The organism is Sphingomonas sp. 67-41 (assembly GCF_001899725.1).
In the GTDB taxonomy this organism is placed as follows: Bacteria; Pseudomonadota; Alphaproteobacteria; order Sphingomonadales; family Sphingomonadaceae; genus Sphingomonas; species Sphingomonas leidyi.
In genome coordinates, this window is record NZ_MKWJ01000017.1 from 34,681 (window position 1) to 50,866 (window position 16,186).

A 16,186-nucleotide genomic window follows, 5' to 3' on the forward strand; every position below is an offset into this window, starting at 1 on the left:
GGGCGGCCTCAGCTGTGCAGGAAGTGCATCACGTCGCCGTCCTTGACGACATAGGCCTTGCCCTCGGCGCGCAGCTTGCCCGCCTCGCGCGCCCGCGCCTCGCCGCCCAGCGCGACATAATCCTCGTACGCGATCGTCTCGGCGCGGATGAAGCCCTTCTCGAAGTCGCTGTGGATCACGCCCGCCGCCTCGGGCGCGCTGGCGCCGGCATGCACGGTCCAGGCGCGCGCCTCCTTGGGGCCGACGGTGAAGAAGGTCAGCAGGTGGAGCAGCTTGTAGCCGGCGCGGATCACGCGGGCGAGGCCGGTCTCCTCCAGCCCCAGCTCGGCCAGGAACTCGCCGCGATCCTCCGCCGGCATGGTCGCGATCTCGGCCTCGATCGCCGCCGAGACGACCACCGCCTCGGCGCCTTCGGCCCCGGCCTTCTCGAACACGCGCGCCGAGAAGGCGTTGCCGTTCGCCGCATCCTCCTCGTTGACGTTGCACACATAGAGGACGGGCTTGGACGTGAGCAGCTGCGCCTGGCGGAAGATGCGCTCCTCGTCCACGTCCTTGGGCTGGGTCAGCCGCGCGGGCTTGCCGTCGCGCAGCAGGTCGAGCGCCTGGCCGAGCACGCTGGCCGCCGCCTTGGCCTCCTTGTCGCCCTGCGCCGCCTTCTTCTGGAAATTGGGCACGCGCTTCTCGAGGCTCTCAAGGTCCGAGAGCATCAGCTCGGTCTCCACCGTCTCCGCGTCGGCGATCGGGTCGACCTTGTTGTCGACATGCTGGATGTCGTCATTCTCGAAGCAGCGCAGCACATGCACGATCGCATCCACTTCGCGGATATTGCCCAGGAACTGGTTGCCCAGGCCCTCGCCCTTGCTGGCGCCGCGCACCAGCCCGGCGATGTCGACGAAGCCGAGCTGCGTCTCGATGATCTTGGCCGAGCCCGCGATCCCGGCGAGCTTGTCCAGCCGCGGGTCGGGCACGGCGACGTTGCCGACGTTCGGCTCGATCGTGCAGAACGGATAGTTCGCCGCCTGCGCCGCCGCCGTCTCGGTCAGCGCGTTGAAGAGCGTGGACTTGCCGACGTTCGGAAGCCCGACGATGCCGCAGCGGAAACCCATGTGAAGCCTGTTCCAATGTATTGGGAAAGGCGCCCCGATAGAGGCAATGCGCCGCTTTTGCCAGCGCGTTGACCGGGGCCGGCGCGTCGACTTGGGCCATCGCGTTGACTTGGGGAGGCCGCATGGCAGAGTGCCGCGATAAAAGAGGGGAGAGAAGCAATGATCCGTATCGGGAATCTCGCCATGGCCGGCCTCGCGCTCGCACTAGGCCTTTCCGCCTGCGACGACAGTGCCGCCAACAAGAAGGCGAACGAGGAAGCGGCCGCGCGTGCCGCCGATGCCGAGAAGGCGCAGAAGCTCAAGGACAGCGTCGAGCATAATTTCGACTGCCTCGCCGCGCTGCGCTGGCAGAAGGCCGCGATCGCCGCCGTCGCCGGCGACGCCAAGCTGTATGAGGATTTCTATCGCGAGAAGCTCGAAGCCTCGCTCGGCGACCAGACCTTGCCCGCGGGCGAGGACGGCGCCCCGGCGCTCTCGCGCGCGACGATCCAGCAATATGCCGACTGGGCCTATCCGAAGACGGTCGAGGCCAAGTTCCGCGCGGGCAAGGATGCCAATGGCGACGGCAAGGTCTCCGACCTGGAGCGCAGCGGCCGCGGGTTCAACATGGTCGGCCAGTGCGTTCAGTTCGCCGCCGAGATGGGCAAGGGCCCGCTGGCGGGGAAGGACAAGGTGGCGCGCATGTTCAAGATCGAGGCGCTCCGCAAGTCGCTGAAGGACAAGGAGGCCTGATCGGCACCGCGACCGCGCGTGGCGCCTGGGCGACGAGCGGTTGCGGGTTGGCATGCGCGGCTCCGTCCCCGCGGGGGAGGCAGGTGGGGCCGCGATGCGCGGTTTCGCCTTTCCAGGCCCTCAAAACGCCGCATTGGAGCCGGATTAGCCGGTCCGTCCGGCTTGACTGGGGGCCGTTCATCTGGGGTACAGGGGTGAGCCCTTTCGGTGCCCGCGTGTTTTTGAGGAGCAGGGAATGATTCGCCGTCACATGTTCATGAGCGCGCTCGCCGCGACGGTTGCGCTGTCGGGCTGCGGTGGCGGCAAGGGCGGCGCCACGCCGACTCCGACTGCGAGCCCCACGCCGACGCCGACGCCGTCGCCGACCTATGCCGCCTTCCCGCTCGCCGCGGCGGCCGAATTCAACACCTATAGCGCCGCGATCAGCTATACCGGCGATCCGGCGACCAGCGCAGTGACGCTCGGCGCCGCCAGCACCGAGACGCTGTCGACCCGCGTGCGCCTCGCCACCGATTCGGCGATCAATACCGGCACCTATGTGATGCGCGAGAACACCGAGGAATCGCGCTTCTGCGTGCCGACCGGTCAGACCTGCACCTCGACCCTGGTCACGCCCTCGGCGGCGGCCAATCCCGAGTTCGTCTTCCGCACCAACGATGCGACCACCGCGGGCAAGTTCGCCCAGGTCGAGTATCTGAACAACGTGATCCCGACGACGATCACCAGCGATGCCGGGCTGGCCCTCACCCGGGTGAGCTATGCCAATTGGTGGCGCGGCGATTCGACCGCGGGCCAGAAGCGCCTGGCCTATACCGCCTGGGGCTATTCGACGGCGCTGTCCGACATGCCGACCACCGGCACGGTCACCTATACCAACCGGATCACCGGCCGCCTGGTCAGCACAAGCGGCACCACCACCACGATCAACCAGGTCACCGGCACGGTGACGGTGAACGTGAACTTCGCCACCGGCGTGGTGGACATGGCCTTCACGCTCAGCACGATCCCGGCGGGCGGCGGCGCGCAGGTGGCCTATGCCAACTTCACCGCGCAGGGTGCCATCCCGGTCGGCCAGAACCAGTGGACCGGCAGCTTCACCAATGCGAGCCCGCTCTCGGGCACGCTGGCCGGTGGCTTCTTCGGTTCGCAGGGCGAGCAGATCGGCGTGGTCTTCTCGGCCTCGGGCACGCTCGGTGGCGCCCAGCAGCGCCTGATCGGCGTGGTCATCGGCAAGAAATAGGCGCTTTGCTCAGGATCGATGCTTTCGCGGCGCCGCTTCCCCCGGGGGAGGCGGCGCCGTCTGCTTGCGGGATCGACGCGCATCGCCCCCTGCCGCCAGGGGCCCTGCCCGATCACGGCCGTTGCCAGTATCGAGCACGGACCCTAGCTTGACCGGGTGGATCTCTCCGAGCTGATCGCGCCGCTGGCGCCCGAGCAATTCCTTGGCGAATATTGGGGCCGCAAGCCGGTCCATATTCCCGCGCCCGCGGGGACGAACCGCCAGGCGGTGATCGGCTGGGCGCGGCTCAACGCGCTGCTCGGCGTGCGGACCCATTGGGGCGCCGAGCACATCAAGCTGCTGCTCAACAGCGCGCCGGTCTCGCCCGATTTCTACATGGACCCGGTGCCCGGTCGCGGCGGCGTCCGCCGGCTCGCCAATCCTGCCAAGGTCGAGATGTTCCTCGCCATGGGCGCCAGCCTGGTCGCCGATGCGGTGGAGGAAGTGGCACCCGAGATCCGCCGCCTCACCGACGCGCTGGCGCGGCAGTTCGCGGCACGCGCGGAGGCGAACCTCTATTGCTCGTTCCAGGGCATCCAGGCCTTCGCCTCGCATTGCGACCTGCACGAAGTGTTCGCGATCCACTGCGTCGGCGAGAAGCGCTGGCGCATCTACGCGAACCGCGCCGAGAATCCGATTGCGCCGCTGCAGGGCGACGATGCCCAGGCACGGATCGACGCCGCCAAGGGCCCCGTGCTGATGGACGTCACGTTGCGGCCCGGCGACGTGCTCTATATCCCGCGCGGCTATTTTCACGACGCGCTGGCGAGCTCCGCCGAATCGCTCCACCTGACCATCGGCATCACCCCGCATTCGGGCAAGCTGCTGTTCGAGCTGCTGGAGGAGATGGCGCTCCGCGAGCCGGCCTTCCGCGCCTATCTCGCCGACGCGCGCGAGGGGGGAGGCGCGGCGCTTGCCGATCAGCTCGCGGCACTGGGCGAACGCCTGGCCGAACTGGCGCGCAGCCGGGCGCTGCACGAGGAAGTGGCGGTCCGCCAGCGGCGGCTCGCCGCGCCGGGCCGGGCGCTGGCACTGCCCGAGCGGCCGCTGCTCGACTTCTATGCGCGCACCGATCGTGCCGGCACGGTCGCCTGGCTCGAGACGGGCGCGGTGCTGCGAGCCGGCGGCGGCGAGCAGCCGCTCGGCCCCGTCGCCGATGCGGCGGAATATGTGCTCGATCGTCCGGCGGTGAGCGCGCAGGAGGTGCGGGCCCGCTTTGCCCATCATCCGGCGGACGAGGTGGATGCGCTGCTCGCGCTGCTCATCCGGCTGGGGTTGGTTCAGCCCTATCGGCCGGCGCTCTAGGCTGGGAAGGACCGGGCGTTCAGCCCGAATGTCGAGACAGCCTAGAACCAGCCCGCTTCCTTCAGCGTCGGCGCATAGGTGCGGCTGACGGGCGTCACGAGGCCGCCGACAAGGCGGATTTCGCCCGCGCCGCGCCGCCAGCGCACATCCTCCACGGCATCGGCGGCCACCCACCAGGAGCGATGGACGCGCCAGCCATGGGCCCGCGCCAGCTCGTTCAGCGCATCGGCGAAACGCAGGGTGATCAGTTCCTCGCCGGCGTCGGTATGGACTTTCAGATAGTGATCATGCGCCTCGATCGCGATCAGCCGGGCCCCACGCCGTTTCGCCGAGAGCCGCCGCCTGAAGCCGGCCTCGGCCTCGGGCAGCGGCGGGGCGACGATGGTCCGCGTCTCGATCCGCCCGGGCAAGCGCCGCCAGACCAGGGTGCGGACCACCAGGACGGCCAGCAGGATGGGCCATACCTGCCAGAGCAGCCGCTGGTAGCTTCGCCAATCGAAGGGCCCGCCGATGAGGCCGTGCTCGGTAGTCAGCACCAGCAGCGACACGAGCGGCGTCATCAGCACCGAGACCACCGCTATCCTTCGCCAGTCCCGCGCCATGCGCCGGCGCAGCAGATCGTCCGCCACCACGCCGATCAGCCCGCCGCCGACCATGCAGATCATCCAATAGACATAGCGCCCCACAACGGGCAGGCGCTCCGAGGCGAACGGGCCCAGGAACCCCATCAACAGGCCGAACGCCACCAGCATGGCGATGTCGATCGCCCATCGCCGCGCCGCTCGCTCTTCCCGCCCCATCGCCCAACCGTCCATGCGGCTCCGTTCGCGCAATCCTCGCACCATTCGCGAAGCAGGGCCTAGCGAGCCGCCGCCCTACCGGCAACGAGGTTCGGCGAGACCGCCAATGGAGACCCCTGCTTGACCACCACCGCCGCAACCTTGCCATCCGGGCCCGCGCCCTGGTCCGTCCGCATCGCCTGGATGATCCTGGCCATTCTCTGCCTGGGGATCGCCGTCTATTCCGCGCACTATCTGCTGCATCCCCCACGCAGGCCGGCCGAGGCGCTGCACAACCCGCAAGGGGTTCCATGGCTCTTCGTGCATGTCGCCGGCGCGGTTGTCGCGCTCGTGCTGGGTTCGTTCCAATTTCTGCCTGCCCTGCGCCGGGGCGCGATTCCGCCGCACCGATGGATCGGCCGGCTCTATGTCATGGGATGCCTGGTCGGGGGTGCGGCGGGGCTGATCCTGGCGTCCGGATCCTCGGCGGGCCCGATCGCCTCGACGGGCTTCGGCAGCCTCGCCATCGCCTGGATCGCCGTGACTCTCCTTGGTTGGCGTGCGGTTCTGCAGGGCCGCTTCGCCGTGCATCGCCGCTGGATGATCCGCTCCTGGGCGCTCACCCTCGCGGCGGTCACGCTGCGGCTCTATCTGCCGCTGGTCATGGTCCTGGATCTGCCGTTCCTGCCCTGGTACCGGGCCATCTCGTTCCTGGCCTGGGTTCCGAACCTTGTCGTGGCGGAGCTCTGGCTGCGACGCGCGGGGGGCCGGCCCGGTTCATGATGTCGCCGCCCGGGCTTTCCATTGTTCCCGCCATTCCCGACCGTCATCCGCGGCGAAGGCGGGGTTTCAGGGGCTTGTTCGGATTCTCGACCTCAGTCCTGCAGCCGCAGCGCCACGTCGCTCATGAACCGGGCATCGTCGCCCGCCGCCAGCCAGGGCGCCTCCGCGGCGATCGCACCGAGCATGTCGGCCAGCGGCTCGATCTCGCTCTTGGCATAATTGCCCAGCACATAGCCGTGCACCCGGTCCTTGTGCCCGGGATGGCCGATGCCGATCCGCACGCGGCGGAAATCGGGGCCGATATGCTTGTCGGTCGAGCGCAGGCCGTTATGCCCCGCGGTGCCGCCGCCGATCTTCACCTTCACCTTCATCGGCACCAGGTCGAGCTCGTCGTGGAAGAGGGTCACGTCGGCGGGGGCGAGCTTGTAGAAGTCCATCGCCGCGCGCACCGCGCGTCCGCTCTCGTTCATGAACGTGCCAGGCTTGAGCAGCAGCACCTTCTGGTTGCCCACCCGGCCTTCGCGCACCCAGCCCTGGAACTGCTTCTTCTCCGCCGAGAAGCCATAGGTCTCGGCGATGGCGTCCACCGCCATGAAGCCCACATTGTGCCGGTGCATCGCATATTGCGGGCCCGGATTGCCCAGGCCGACCCAGAGCTGCATCGCATGTTCCTGAAAACGAAAATCGCCCCCGCACCTAGGATGCGGAGGCGATTTTTTGAACCCGCAAGTTCGGAGGCGGGATTACTCGCCTTCGCCCTCGGCCGCAGCCTCGGTCTGGGTCGTGTCGCCTTCGCTCGACTTGAGCGCCGACGGGGCAACCACGGTCGCGATGGTGAAGTCGCGGTCGGTGATCGCCGGGGTCGCGCCCTTGGGCAGGGTCACCGCCGAGATGTGCAGCGAGTCGCCGACCTCGAGGCCCTTGAGCGAGATCTTGATCTCGTCGGGGATCTCGGCCGCGTCGACCACCAGCTCCAGCTCGTGGCGGACGACGTTCAGCACGCCGCCGCGCTTGATGCCGGGGGCCGCTTCCTCGTCGGTGAAGACGATCGGCACGTTCACGTGCACGGTCGCGTGCTCGCTGATGCGCAGGAAGTCGGCATGGACCGGACGATCGGAGACGGGGTCGAACGCCACGTCCTTGGGCAGGGTGCGCTCGCCGCCGATCATCACGACCGAGTTGAAGAAGTGCCCGGTCATGAGCAGCTTCGTCAGTTCACGCTCGGAGACGTGGATGCTCTTGGGATCCTGCTTGTTGCCGTAGATAACGGCGGGGACGCGGCCTTCACGACGAAGCGAACGGGAGGCTCCCTTGCCAACCTGCTCGCGCGCCTCGGCCGACAGCGTAAGCGTATCGCTCATGTGTCGTTCCAATTCGCTAGTGTTGTATCAATGCAACCGGCCAGGCCTCCAGGGATGACCCTGGCACGGAAGGCGCGCGCATAGCGGGGCAAGGGAAGAAAAGCAAGGCGGGGATACCCCCTCTCCCCACAGGCGGAGAGAGGGAGAATCGCTCACGCCAGTTCCGGCAGCACCGCTTCGAGCTTCTCGAAGCTCTGGCTCCAGCCTTCCTTCATGCCCGCCAGCGCCGGCAGCAGTTCCTCGCTCGCCTGCAGCACCACCGTGGTCATGTGCATGCGCGTGCCGCCTTCGGGCGCGTCGGTGAAGGCCATGGTGGTGCGGTGCTCGATGCCCCAGCTGCCGTCCGCGCCCTGGAAGGCGCGCAGGACCATGACCAGGCGATCCGGACGGTCCACCACTTCATATTCGCCGTGCACTTCGTTGGTGCCGTACGGCTCGGGCCCGCGCATATCGAGGCGGATGCTGCCGCCCGGCCGCGCGTCGCTCTCGGCGAAGGGCACGTCGAAATGATGCGGCCCCCACCAGCGGGCGAGATGCTCGGCCTTGGTCATGCAGTCGAACACCAGTTCGCGCGGGGCCGCGAAGATGCGGTCGATCGTCACTTCATAGCCGACACCGATTTCGGTCGTGGTCATTTGCTCTCTCCATTGCGTTGCAGTTCAGCGAGATACGCGTCGAGGTCGTCGAACTTGGCGTCCCAGAAGCGGCGATATTCGGCGAGCCAGTCGCTCGCCGCCTTGAGCGCGGCGGGCTCGAGCCGGGCCGGGCGCTGCTGGGCGACCCGGCTGCGCGAGATCAGGCCCGCATGCTCGAGCACCTTCAGGTGCTTGGTCACCGCCGGGCCGCTCATCGCAAAGGGCTGGGCGAGCTCGCCCACCGAAGCCTCGCCCAGCGCCAGCCGCGCCAGGATCGCGCGGCGGGTGGGGTCGGCCAGGGCGGCAAAGGTGTTGCTCAGTCTGTCCATATCTAACTCATCAGTTATCTAACCAATCAGTTATATTAAGCTCCGGGCGATGTCAATCCGGCGGCGACCCGGTCGCCTTTGGTGTCCGTCAGGGGCGGACGCGCTCCACCTTGAGGCCGCGCCTGGCCAGCTCGGCCTGCACGCTGGCCTCGCCCGCCAGATGCCCGGCGCCCACGGCGACGAACACGGTGCCGGGCCGCGCCATCCGCCGCTGGATCCAGTCGGCCCAGTTGCGGTTGCGGCGGACGAGCAGCGCCTCGGTCACTTCGGGGGCGCTGGCCATGTCCTCGTTGACCAGCTTCGCCAGCCCGTCGGCATCGCCCTGGCGCCAGGCGGCGACCGCCCGGTCGATCCTGCTGCCGGCCTGGGGCAGGTCGTCGATCGTCTCGATCAGCAGCTTGCGCTGGGCGGGCAGGGGCAGGGCATCGAAATAGCCGAGCTGCTGGCGCGCGGTCTCCAGTCCCTCGATCTTCTTGCCCCCGGCCCTGGCGGCATCGGTGAGCACCCGTTCGGCGCCCTGCTTGTCGTCATAGCCGAGCTGGCGGAGCGGCATCACCGAGAGCAGGGTCGCGGCCAGCCAGGGCTCGGCGCGGTCGAGCGAATCGGGGGCCATGCCATATTCGGGCAGGGCCGCGCGCATCCGCGCCGCCTCTGCCGGGGGGAGCTGCTCGGGCAGGGGCGGGCCGCCCTGCGCGGTGCCGAGCTCGGCGACGATCTTCTGCATCTCGGCATCGGGCGGCATCACCAGCTCGAGCACCAGCGTGTCGGACTTGTCGAACGCCTGCTTCACCCCGCCCTGGAACCAGGCGATGCCGGGCTTGAGCACATGGACGGTGCCGAACAGATAGATGGTGGTATCGTCGTCCTTGACCACCCAGAGCGCGGGCCGGGCCTGCTCGGCCGGGGCGGGCGGCTGCTGCCCGCAGCCCCAGACGGCCAGTGCCAGCAATGCGGGGAGCAGGCGGCGGATCGTGCGGCTTCCGGTCATCGCCAACCGGTAGCCCCGAACCGCGTGCCGATCCAGCGCCGCCGCGGTGCGGCATTGACCGGCAGGAGGGGAGGCGCCAAAGCGCGAGGCTATGGCAGAGCCTCTCAGCTTCCAGCGCATGATCCTCACGCTCCACGACTATTGGGCGGAGAAGGGCTGCGTGATCCTCCAGCCCTATGACATGCGCATGGGCGCGGGCACCTTCCATCCGGCGACGACGCTGCGCGCCCTCGGCCCCGAGCCGTGGAACGCCGCCTTCGTCCAGCCCTGCCGCCGCCCGACCGACGGCCGCTATGGCGAGAATCCGAACCGGCTCCAGCACTACTACCAGTATCAGGTGATCCTGAAGCCGAGCCCGCCCGACCTGCAGAACCTGTATCTCGGCTCGCTGGCGGCGATCGGCATCGACTTCACCCGCCACGACATCCGCTTCGTCGAGGACGATTGGGAATCGCCCACGCTCGGCGCCTGGGGCCTGGGCTGGGAGGTCTGGTGCGACGGCATGGAAGTCACCCAGTTCACCTATTTCCAGCAGATGGGCGGCTTCGACTGCAAGCCCGTCGCCGGCGAGCTCACCTATGGGCTCGAGCGGCTGGCGATGTACATCCAGAACAAGGACAGCGTCTACGACCTCGCCTTCAACGAGGCGGGCGTGACCTATGGCGACGTGTTTCTCGAGAACGAGAAGCAGATGTCCAAGTATAATTTCGAAGTCGCCGACACCGAGATGCTGTTCGACGGCTTCCGCAAGGCGGTGGCCGAGTGCGAGAATTGCCTGGCCAACAACGTGCCCATCGCCGCCTATGAGCAGGCGATCGAGGCCAGCCACCTGTTCAACCTGCTCCAGGCCCGCGGCGTGATCTCCGTCGCCGAGCGCCAGGCCTATATCGGCCGCGTGCGCGACCTGGCCAAGGGCAGTTGCGAAGCCTGGATCCAGCACATGACGCCCGCCTGGAATGCCAAGTATCCGGAGTGGACGGTATGAGCGCCCCTGTTGCCGGCACGCCGAACACGGGTGCCGTGGAAGACTTTCTGCTCGAACTCCGCTCGGAAGAGATTCCGGCGCGCATGCAGGAAAAGGCGCGCGCCGATCTGGCCGCGCTGTTCGAGGCGCGGCTGAAGGCGCTCAACCTGCCGTTCTCCGCAATCGAGAGCTACGCGACGCCGCGCCGCCTGGCGCTGATCGTCCGCGGCGTCGCCGAGATGACCGCGGCGGCCAGCGAGGAGCGCAAGGGGCCCCGCGCGGATGCGCCGGCCCAGGCGATCGAGGGTTTCCTGCGCTCGACCGGCCTCAGCCGCGACCAGCTCGTCGAGCGCGACGACGGCAAGGGCGGCAAGCTGCTGTTCGCCGTGATCGACCGGCCCGGCATCGCCGCCGGTTCGGTGCTCGCCAGCGCGATCACCCATGTGCTCACCGCCTTCCCCTGGCCCAAGTCGATGCGCTGGGGCGCCGCGTCGGAATCGACCGAGAGCCTGCGCTGGGTGCGCCCGCTCCAGGGCATCATCGCGCTGCTCGGCGACAGGCTGGTGCCGGTGGAGATCGCCGGAGTGAAGAGCGCCTCGGTCACCGTCGGCCATCGCTTCCACCATCCGGGCGGGATCACCATCGGCTCGGCCGCCGACTATATCGAGAAGCTGCGCGCCTGCCATGTGATCGTCGACGGCGCCGAGCGCCGCAACATCATCGCGCTGGGCGCCAAGATGGCGGCGCAGAAGGCGGGCCTGACGCTGATCGAGGACGAAGGGCTGCTCTACGAGAATGCCGGCCTCACCGAATGGCCGATGCCGCTGCTCGGCCGCTTCGATCCGGCGTTCCTCGACGTGCCGCCCGAAGTGATCCAGCTCACCGCGCGGGTGAACCAGAAATATTTCGTCTGCCGCGACGGCGCGGGCAAGCTCGCCAACGCCTTCGTCTGCGTGGCGAACATCGACGCGGCGGACGGCGGCGCGAAGATCGTCGAGGGCAACCAGAAGGTGCTCGCGGCGCGCCTCTCCGATGCGCGCTTCTTCTATGAGACCGATCTCAAGACCCGGCTCGAGGCGCTGACGCCCAAGCTCGGCAAGATCGTCTTCCACGAGAAGCTGGGCACGGTGGCGGACAAGGTCGACCGCGTCGCCAGGCTGGCGCGCTGGCTGGCGGAAGAGGGGGTGGTCAAGGCCGATCCGGACCAGGCCGAGCGCGCCGCGCGGCTCGCCAAGGCCGATCTCGTCACCGGCATGGTCGGCGAGTTCCCCGAGCTCCAGGGCCTGATGGGCGGCTATTACGCCGCCGCCCAGGGCGAGCCGGCGGCAGTCGCCGAGGCGATCCGCGATCACTACAAGCCGGTCGGGCAGGGGGATGACGTGCCGACTGCGCCGGTGACGGTGGCGGTGTCGCTGGCGGACAAGCTCGACAGCATCACGGCATTCTTCGGCGTCGATTTGAAGCCCAGCGGCTCCAAGGATCCCTTCGCGCTCCGCCGCTCGGCGCTGGGCGTGATCGCGTTGATCCTGGACAACGGCCTGCGCTTCCCGCTCGCCAAGTCGGTCAACCAGGATGTGCTCGATTTCTTCGCCGACCGCCTCAAGGTCCAGCAGAAGGAAGCCGGCGTCCGGCACGACCTGATCGACGCGGTATTCGCCCTGGGCGGCGAGGACGATCTCGTCCGGCTGCTCGCCCGGGTGAAGGCGCTCCAGGCGTTCGTCCTGTCGGAAGAGGGCCGGAACCTGCTCGCCGGCTACAAGCGCGCCGCCAATATCCTCAAGAAGGAGAATTGGGTCCCCGGCGAAGTCGCGGATACCGGCATCTATGAAGCCGAGCCCGCCGAGTCCGCGCTGATCGCGGCGCTCGACGCTGCCGAGCCCAAGGCCGAAGCGGCGATCGCGGCGGAGGATTTCGAAGGCGCGATGGCGGCCCTCGCCTCGCTCCGCGCGCCGATCGACCGCTTCTTCGACGACGTCACCGTCAACGATCCCGACGCGCAGAAGCGCAATGCGCGCCTGGCCCTGCTCGCCCGCATCCGCGATGCGGTGAACAACGTCGCCGATTTCTCCAGGATCGAGGGATGAGCGCGGCGGGGCAGGGGCTTCCGGTTTCGCCGGGGCTCTTCGCCGCGCTGTTCCTGCTGGTCTTCCCCTTCTTCTGGCTCGCGATCATTGCCCTGATCGCGAACCTGGGGTGGCGCAAGGTTGCCCGCGCCTATCCCGCCACTTCCGATCCGCCCTATTCCGCGCGGCGCTGGCGCTTCGTGTCGCTCAACATCGGCGGATCGCTGCGCTCGCCCAACTATGGCTCCGCGGTCGAGGGCTGGACTTCGGAATCGGGCTTCTGGCTGCGCCCCTTCCTGCTCTTCCGTCCCTTTCACCCGACGATCTACGTGCCCTGGGCACAAATGCACTCGGTCGAGCGCGAGCGCAGGCTGGTGGGCGAGCGGGTTCGGGTGAAGCTCGCGGGCGAAGTGCCGGACCTGTTGTTCGTCGGCGCGCTCGGCCGCGCGCTCCTGGAGCGCCAGCAGGACAAGACGGGATCGACAAGAGGCTGATGGCCCCAGGGATTCATGCTGGGTAACCGGTGTCTTCGAAACTTGTCCCCAACCCAAGCAAATCTTGCGATATGACAACGTAGTCAGCGGGTTTCCCCCTGTTCGCACCTGCGGTAGGCGGCCCCAACGAACGAAGGGCTTTGCATGACGCAATATGTGTACCGCTTCGGCGGGAATGTGTCGGACGGGGGCAAGGGTGACAAGAACCTGCTCGGCGGCAAGGGCGCCAATCTCGACGGCATGGCCTCGATCGGCCTGCCGGTGCCTCCCGGCTTCACGATCAGCACGCCGATGTGCGCGGTCTATTACGATCAGGGCGAGGCCTTTCCTGAAAGCGTGAAGGCCGAAGTCGCGAACGGCATCGCCCATATCGAGGGCGTCACCGGCAAGAAGTTCGGCGACGCATCCGATCCGCTGCTCGTCTCGGTCCGTTCCGGCGCGCGCGTGTCGATGCCGGGCATGATGGACACGGTGCTGAACCTCGGCCTCAACGATGCCACGGTCGAGGGCCTGGCGGCCACCAGCGGCGATGCGCGTTTCGCCTGGGACAGCTATCGCCGCTTCATCCAGATGTATTCCGACGTGGTGCTCGGGCTCGATCATGGCCGCTTCGAGGAAGCGCTGGAGATCGCCAAGGAGGATCGCGGCTATAATCTCGACACCGAGCTTTCGGCCGCGGACTGGCAGGCGCTGGTCGCCGCGTACAAGGCGCTGGTGCAGGAGCTGTGGGGCAAGCCCTTCCCGCAGGACGTGCACGACCAGCTCTGGGGCGCGATCGGCGCGGTGTTCGGCTCGTGGCAGTCCGAGCGCGCCAAGGTCTATCGCCGGCTGAACGACATTCCCGGCGACTGGGGCACGGCAGTCAACGTCCAGGCGATGGTGTTCGGCAACATGGGCGACACCTCGGCGACGGGCGTGGCCTTCACCCGCGATCCGTCGACCGGCGAGAACGCCTATTATGGCGAGTTCCTGATCAATGCCCAGGGCGAGGACGTCGTCGCCGGCATCCGCACCCCGCAATATCTGACCCGGGCCGCCCGCGAAAAGGCCGGCGCCAGGCCCGCCTCGATGGAAGAGGCGATGCCCGAAGTCTATGCCCAGCTCGCGGCCGTCTTCGAGACGCTCGAGAAGCATTATCGCGACATGCAGGACATCGAGTTCACCGTCGAGCGCGGCAAGCTGTGGATGCTCCAGACCCGCTCGGGCAAGCGCACCGCCAAGGCGGCGCTCAAGATCGCGGTCGACATGGCGAGCGAGGGGCTGATCACGCAGGAAGAGGCGATCCTGCGCGTCGATCCGGCGGCGCTCGACCAGCTGCTCCACCCGACGCTCGATCCGGCGGCGCCGCGCGACGTGCTCACCAAGGGCCTGCCCGCCTCGCCGGGCGCGGCTTCGGGCAAGGTCGTGTTCGACGCCGATACCGCCGAGAAATGGGCGGCAGCGAACGAGGCGGTGATCCTCGTCCGCGTCGAGACCAGCCCCGAGGATATTCACGGCATGCACGCGGCACGCGGCATCCTCACGGCGCGGGGCGGCATGACCAGCCACGCGGCGGTGGTGGCGCGCGGCATGGGCCGTCCCTGCGTCTCCGGCGCTGGCACGCTGGCGATCAACGCGCGCGAGAAGCTGTTCCGGGTCGGCACCCGCGAGGTGCGCGAGGGCGATCTCGTCACCATCGACGGCGCGACCGGCGAAGTGATGCTGGGCGCCGTGCCCACCGTACAGCCCGAGCTGGCCGGCGATTTCGGCACGCTGATGGTCTGGGCCGATGCCAAGCGCCGGCTGAAGGTGCGCACCAATGCCGAGACGCCGCTCGATTGCCGCACCGCGCGCGATTTCGGCGCCGAGGGCATCGGCCTGTGCCGTACCGAGCACATGTTCTTCGAACAGTCGCGCATCACTGCGGTGCGCGAGATGATCCTCGCCGCCGACGAGGCGGGGCGCCGCGCCGCGCTCGACAAGCTGCTGCCCGAGCAGCGCAGCGATTTCGTCGAGATCTTCGAAGTGATGGCGGGGCTGCCCTGCACGATCCGCCTGCTCGATCCGCCGCTCCACGAGTTCCTGCCGCACGAGGAAGCCGAGTTCGCCGAAGTGGCGGCGGCGGCCGGCCTCGATGTCGAGACGCTCAAGCGCCGCGCGGCCGAGCTGCACGAGTTCAACCCGATGCTTGGCCATCGCGGCTGCCGCCTGGGCGTGACCTATCCCGAGATCTACGAGATGCAGGCGCGCGCGATCTTCGAGGCGGCGTGCATCGTCGCCGAGAATAGCGGCGAGGCGCCGATTCCGGAGGTGATGATCCCGCTGGTCGCCACAAGGCGCGAGCTGGAGCTGATGAAGAATGTGGTCGACAAGGCCGCGCGCGACGTGTTCGCCGAGCAGGACCGCACGATCGACTATCTGGTCGGCACGATGATCGAGCTGCCGCGCGCGGCGCTGCGTGCGGGCGAGATCGCGGAAGTCGGCGCCTTCTTCTCCTTCGGCACCAACGACCTGACCCAGACCACGCTCGGCGTCTCGCGCGACGATGCGGCCAAGTTCCTCACCACTTATGTGGAGAAGGGCATCTACGCCAAGGATCCGTTCGTGAGCCTCGATGTCGAGGGCGTGGGCGAGCTGATCGCGATCGCCGCCGAGCGCGGCCGCGCGACTCGCCCGGACATCAAGCTGGGCATCTGCGGCGAGCATGGCGGCGATCCGGCCAGCATCGCGTTCTGCGAGGAGACCCGGCTCGATTACGTCTCGGCTTCGCCCTATCGCGTGCCGATCGCCCGGCTGGCGGCGGCGCAGGCGGCGCTGCGCAAGGGGTGATCCCGCTCGCGCTGCTGCTGGTCCAGGCGGATCCGGCGGAATCGCTCCGGCAGGAACTGCGCTCGGCACGCAGCGCGACCGCGGTGCTCCAGCGCCGCTGTGGCGAGCCGATCCGCGCCGTGGTGGATCGGGCCGGGCGGAAGCCGCCCACGCCCGAGCAGCGCGCGCATCTTGCGGTCGGTCCGGCCGAGCCGGTGACCTATCGCAGCGTCGTGCTCAAATGCGGCGGCCTGTCGCTGTCCATCGCCGAGAACTGGTATGTGCCCGCGCGGCTCACGCCCGAGATGAACGCGGCGCTGGCCGGCGATACTCCGTTCGGGGCCGTAATCCGCCCGCTCGCCCCCAGCCGGCGCACGCTCGGCATCGCGACGCAAGGCGAGGACGCCATGGTCGCGCCCTATGTCCTGCGCCAGCGCGCGCTGGTGATCGGCGGCGACGGCCGGCCGCTCGCCGAAGTGGTGGAGAACTACACGCCGGAGCTGATCGGGCTGCCGGTGCGCAAGCCCTGACGCCCCGGGCCCGTCATCCCCGCGCAGGCGGGAATTACGGAAACGAATATG

Annotated in this window: 16 protein-coding genes; 9 read left to right on the plus strand and 7 right to left on the minus strand. The window is 68.5% G+C overall.

The genetic code is table 11. The annotated features are described in order from the left end of the window. Nucleotides 1-8 precede the first annotated feature (8 nt). A complete protein-coding gene (gene ychF, locus BGP17_RS08865; protein ID WP_167301136.1) occupies nt 9-1,106 on the minus strand; it encodes a redox-regulated ATPase YchF in 1,098 nt (365 codons plus the stop codon). A 159-nt stretch (nt 1,107-1,265) separates the two neighbouring features. On the opposite strand from ychF, the gene BGP17_RS08870 reads away from it, so the two are divergent. The 3 genes from BGP17_RS08870 (at nt 1,266) to BGP17_RS08880 (ending at nt 4,422) form a co-directional block, all read left to right on the plus strand. Continuing rightward, nucleotides 1,266-1,838, plus strand: coding sequence for a hypothetical protein (locus tag BGP17_RS08870; RefSeq protein WP_286711721.1), 573 nt, complete (start codon nt 1,266-1,268; stop codon nt 1,836-1,838). Between the two features lie 235 nt (nt 1,839-2,073). Further along, the gene (locus BGP17_RS08875) at nt 2,074-3,078 is read left to right on the plus strand and encodes a transferrin-binding protein-like solute binding protein (RefSeq protein ID WP_286711722.1); all 1,005 of its coding nucleotides are present in this window, start codon (nt 2,074-2,076) and stop codon (nt 3,076-3,078) included. 156 nt (nt 3,079-3,234) lie between these two features. Further along, nucleotides 3,235-4,422, plus strand: coding sequence for a JmjC domain-containing protein (locus BGP17_RS08880; RefSeq protein WP_286711723.1), 1,188 nt, complete (start codon nt 3,235-3,237; stop codon nt 4,420-4,422). Nucleotides 4,423-4,463: 41 nt separating this feature from the next. On the opposite strand, the gene BGP17_RS08885 is transcribed toward BGP17_RS08880, so the two are convergent. Then, a complete protein-coding gene (locus BGP17_RS08885; RefSeq protein ID WP_286711724.1) occupies nt 4,464-5,237 on the minus strand; it encodes a LytTR family DNA-binding domain-containing protein in 774 nt (257 codons plus the stop codon). 105 nt (nt 5,238-5,342) lie between these two features. Between BGP17_RS08885 and BGP17_RS08890 the strand changes: the two genes are divergently transcribed. Further along, nucleotides 5,343-5,984, plus strand: a complete 642-nt coding sequence (locus BGP17_RS08890) for a DUF2306 domain-containing protein (protein WP_286711725.1) — start codon at nt 5,343-5,345, stop codon at nt 5,982-5,984. Nucleotides 5,985-6,076: 92 nt separating this feature from the next. On the opposite strand, the gene pth is transcribed toward BGP17_RS08890, so the two are convergent. From pth to BGP17_RS08915, 5 genes are all read right to left on the minus strand, one after another. Beyond that, the gene (gene pth, locus BGP17_RS08895) at nt 6,077-6,646 is read right to left on the minus strand and encodes an aminoacyl-tRNA hydrolase (RefSeq protein ID WP_286711726.1); all 570 of its coding nucleotides are present in this window, start codon (nt 6,644-6,646) and stop codon (nt 6,077-6,079) included. An 81-nt stretch (nt 6,647-6,727) separates the two neighbouring features. Continuing rightward, a complete protein-coding gene (locus BGP17_RS08900) occupies nt 6,728-7,345 on the minus strand; it encodes a 50S ribosomal protein L25/general stress protein Ctc (RefSeq protein WP_086131043.1) in 618 nt (205 codons plus the stop codon). Between the two features lie 152 nt (nt 7,346-7,497). After that, nucleotides 7,498-7,980 (minus strand): SRPBCC family protein, encoded by a 483-nt coding sequence (locus BGP17_RS08905; RefSeq protein WP_286711727.1) that lies wholly within the window; start codon nt 7,978-7,980, stop codon nt 7,498-7,500. Continuing rightward, complete coding sequence (locus tag BGP17_RS08910; protein WP_167301130.1) at nt 7,977-8,309, minus strand: ArsR/SmtB family transcription factor; 333 nt, start codon at nt 8,307-8,309, stop codon at nt 7,977-7,979. The genes BGP17_RS08905 and BGP17_RS08910 overlap by 4 nt, the downstream gene beginning before the upstream one ends. 88 nt (nt 8,310-8,397) lie before the next feature. Continuing rightward, nucleotides 8,398-9,297, minus strand: coding sequence for a TraB/GumN family protein (locus BGP17_RS08915; protein WP_286711728.1), 900 nt, complete (start codon nt 9,295-9,297; stop codon nt 8,398-8,400). A 118-nt stretch (nt 9,298-9,415) separates the two neighbouring features. On the opposite strand from BGP17_RS08915, the gene BGP17_RS08920 reads away from it, so the two are divergent. From BGP17_RS08920 to BGP17_RS08940, 5 genes are all read left to right on the plus strand, one after another. Then, the gene (locus BGP17_RS08920) at nt 9,416-10,282 is read left to right on the plus strand and encodes a glycine--tRNA ligase subunit alpha (protein ID WP_167301198.1); all 867 of its coding nucleotides are present in this window, start codon (nt 9,416-9,418) and stop codon (nt 10,280-10,282) included. Next, complete coding sequence (gene glyS / locus BGP17_RS08925) at nt 10,279-12,345, plus strand: glycine--tRNA ligase subunit beta (RefSeq protein ID WP_286711729.1); 2,067 nt, start codon at nt 10,279-10,281, stop codon at nt 12,343-12,345. Before BGP17_RS08920 ends, glyS begins: the two co-directional genes overlap by 4 nt. Then, nucleotides 12,342-12,818 carry a hypothetical protein gene (locus BGP17_RS08930; RefSeq protein ID WP_167301128.1) on the plus strand — a complete coding sequence of 159 codons (477 nt, stop codon included), beginning with the start codon at nt 12,342-12,344 and terminating at the stop codon, nt 12,816-12,818. Before glyS ends, BGP17_RS08930 begins: the two co-directional genes overlap by 4 nt. Nucleotides 12,819-12,962: 144 nt before the next feature. After that, nucleotides 12,963-15,626: a pyruvate, phosphate dikinase gene (gene ppdK, locus BGP17_RS08935; protein WP_286711730.1), complete on the plus strand. Its 2,664-nt coding sequence runs from the start codon at nt 12,963-12,965 to the stop codon at nt 15,624-15,626. Beyond that, nucleotides 15,623-16,135, plus strand: coding sequence for a chorismate--pyruvate lyase family protein (locus BGP17_RS08940; protein WP_167301126.1), 513 nt, complete (start codon nt 15,623-15,625; stop codon nt 16,133-16,135). The genes ppdK and BGP17_RS08940 overlap by 4 nt, the downstream gene beginning before the upstream one ends. Nucleotides 16,136-16,186 lie beyond the last annotated feature (51 nt).

Excerpts from the sequence above, each read along its gene's own strand:
- BGP17_RS08930 (WP_167301128.1), top strand. The coding sequence starts at position 12,342 with ATGAGCGCGGCGGGGCAGGGGCTTCCGGTTTCGCCGGGGCTCTTCGCC.
- BGP17_RS08900 (WP_086131043.1), bottom strand. The coding sequence starts at position 7,345 with ATGAGCGATACGCTTACGCTGTCGGCCGAGGCGCGCGAGCAGGTTGGC.
- ychF (WP_167301136.1), bottom strand. The coding sequence starts at position 1,106 with ATGGGTTTCCGCTGCGGCATCGTCGGGCTTCCGAACGTCGGCAAGTCC.
- pth (WP_286711726.1), bottom strand. The coding sequence starts at position 6,646 with ATGCAGCTCTGGGTCGGCCTGGGCAATCCGGGCCCGCAATATGCGATG.
- BGP17_RS08875 (WP_286711722.1), top strand. The coding sequence starts at position 2,074 with ATGATTCGCCGTCACATGTTCATGAGCGCGCTCGCCGCGACGGTTGCG.
- BGP17_RS08920 (WP_167301198.1), top strand. The coding sequence starts at position 9,416 with ATGATCCTCACGCTCCACGACTATTGGGCGGAGAAGGGCTGCGTGATC.
- ppdK (WP_286711730.1), top strand. The coding sequence starts at position 12,963 with ATGACGCAATATGTGTACCGCTTCGGCGGGAATGTGTCGGACGGGGGC.
- BGP17_RS08870 (WP_286711721.1), top strand. The coding sequence starts at position 1,266 with ATGATCCGTATCGGGAATCTCGCCATGGCCGGCCTCGCGCTCGCACTA.
- BGP17_RS08915 (WP_286711728.1), bottom strand. The coding sequence starts at position 9,297 with ATGACCGGAAGCCGCACGATCCGCCGCCTGCTCCCCGCATTGCTGGCA.
- BGP17_RS08910 (WP_167301130.1), bottom strand. The coding sequence starts at position 8,309 with ATGGACAGACTGAGCAACACCTTTGCCGCCCTGGCCGACCCCACCCGC.
- glyS (WP_286711729.1), top strand. The coding sequence starts at position 10,279 with ATGAGCGCCCCTGTTGCCGGCACGCCGAACACGGGTGCCGTGGAAGAC.
- BGP17_RS08905 (WP_286711727.1), bottom strand. The coding sequence starts at position 7,980 with ATGACCACGACCGAAATCGGTGTCGGCTATGAAGTGACGATCGACCGC.
- BGP17_RS08885 (WP_286711724.1), bottom strand. The coding sequence starts at position 5,237 with ATGGACGGTTGGGCGATGGGGCGGGAAGAGCGAGCGGCGCGGCGATGG.